At 67.5% G+C, this 2,463-nt stretch carries 1 protein-coding gene; it reads left to right on the forward strand.

Annotation, left to right across the window (positions count from 1 at the left end):
- On the forward strand, positions 1–2,463 hold a 2,463-nt coding region (locus DVH23_RS23040; RefSeq protein WP_114579673.1), incomplete at both ends, for a carboxypeptidase regulatory-like domain-containing protein.

Here is a 2,463-nt window from a genome sequence, read left to right on the forward strand (position 1 = left end):
TCTCGGCCAACGAGGACCTCACCGCTGCGGACAGCCGGTCGGTGCTCGAGGGGACCGCCTGGAAACCCGACGACTGGTCGGAGCCGGGCGACGAACAGGACGTCCGGTATGGGTACGGCATCGTCGATGCGTATGCCGCCGTCGACGAGGTCGGCGCCGCCGTCTACGAGTACGATCTCGGCGACGTCAACCAGGACGAATCGGTCAACGTCCAGGACGTCCAACTCACCCAACAGTACATCTACGGGATGAACCCCGAGGGGTTCAACGAGGATCTCGGAGACCTGAACCGTGACGGCGAGGTCGATACCACCGACCTCAATCTGTTGCAGTACAAGATCCAGGGCAATCTCGACTTGGGGACGATCGACGTCTCGAACCTGGAGGGGCCCGACGAGGCCGACCAGGGCACCGAGATCGAGATCTCAGCCGATCTCGAGAACACGGGCGAGGAGGGCGCGATCGAGGAACTCGCCGTCCACATGGCCGAGACCAAGGACGATCTCGGCTCGGGCGAACCCGTCACGACCACGTTCGTCGATCTCGCCGCCCCCGGCGTCTCCGACCCCGTCGGTCATCCTGCCGAGACCACGGTTACGCTCACGGTCGATACGAGCGGGTTCGAACCCGGCGAGTACTATTACGGCCTCTACGCCGAGGACGACAGCGAGACCGACTCGCTGACGCTCGTCTCGTCGTATTTCGAGGTCTCAAACCTCGACGCACCCGGCGAAGTCGACCAGGGTGACGAAATCGAGGTGAGTGGGGACGTCGAGAACACCGGCAACGCCGCCGACACTCAGACCGTCGAGTTCCGTTTCGACGACCTCGACGAGGCGTTGCTCACCGAGGAGGTTTCCCTCGAGCCCGGCGAGGGAACCGGCGTCTCATTTACCGTCGACACGAGCGACATCGAGGCAGGGACGTACGACCACGGGGTGTTCACCGACGACGACAGCGAGACCGCGACCATCACGATCCTCGCGGCCTTCTTCGACGTCGAGATCACCGACGCGCCCGGGGAGGTCGCGGTCGGCGACGGCTACGACGTGGACGCGACAGTCGAGAACACCGGCGACGCGCCCGACACCCAGACCGTGACCTACGACGTGGTGCAAGGAGAGACCGACGTCGCGGTCGTCGACGGCGGCGTCGACGAGGAGGAACACCGCCGCGAGGTCGTTGAACGGGACGTCGAGGCCGAGATCGAGAACGCCGCGGACATCGTCGAAACCCTGCAGGGCGAACTCGACTCTGATCGCTACGGCGTGAGTGCGGTCGACGCCAGCGATCTCCTCTCCGTGGTCGGGGAGTACGACGTCTTCGTCGTCAACGACTTCGACGAGGCCGACGTCGGCGCCTTCCTCGACGAACTCGGCGACGACCAGGGCGTCGTCTACCTCGAGAACTGGGGCGGGAGCTCCGCCTCGATCACTGATCTCTCGGCTGCGACCGGCGATCCCTCGACCGTCGAGGACGGGTACAGCGGCTCGACGCCCATCAACCTCGAACTCACGGCCGATCACGCGCTGTTCACGGGCGTCGGCGAGGCCGGCGACACCGTCGAACTCCACGCCGCGAGCGCCGCCGACCGTGCCTGGTTCGACGGCTACAGCGGCGAGACGGTCGCCGACGTCGCCGCCACCGATGGGGAGCCGGACGGAAGCGCGGTCGGCGTCTCCGATGACGGCCGCGAGGTCCTGCTGGCGACGTTCGGACGCTCGTCGTTCGTCTCCGATGACGACTTCAGCGCCGACGCCGACGCGATCCTCGGGAACGCCGTCGTCTACGTCGACGACACCGGGGTCGTGGCCGGCATAGAGCAGACCAGCGAGGAGGTCTCCTTGGCACCCGGCGAGTCCGCGACCGTCGAGTTCGCGAACACGCTCGGCGACGTCGACCCCGACCTGGAGTGGTTCCATGCCGTCGAGAGCGAGGACGACCAGGACCTCGTGGCGTTTACGGCCGTCCCGGCCGGCGCGACCGTCGAGGGGACGGTGACCGACGCCGAAAGCGGCGACCCCATCGAGGGCGCCACCGTCACCCTCGACGCCGACGGGGGAACCTACACCGCCACGACCGACGCCGACGGCACCTACTCGCTGGCGGGCATCCCCGCGGGCGAACACGAGATCACGGTGACGGCGGAGGACTACGCCGAGATCACCGAGACGATCGAGGTGCCCGAGGACGGGGCCGTGACTTACGACGCGGCCTTAGAGCCCGCGCCGGGCTCGATCAGCGGCCAGGTCACCGCAAGCGACGACGGCGAACCCGTCGAGGGCGTCACGATCGTCGGCGAGAACGGCGACGGCGACACGTACGAGACGACCACCGACGCCGAGGGCCAGTACGCTCTCGACGTTCCCGCGGGGACGTACGTCGTCACGGTCGCGGCAACCCCGCCGGGCTACCAGCCCGAGGAGATCGTCACCGTCTCTGCGGGTGAAACCGTCGAGGGCG

The organism is Saliphagus sp. LR7, from assembly GCF_003344565.1.
In the GTDB taxonomy this organism is placed as follows: domain Archaea; phylum Halobacteriota; class Halobacteria; order Halobacteriales; family Natrialbaceae; genus Saliphagus; species Saliphagus infecundisoli.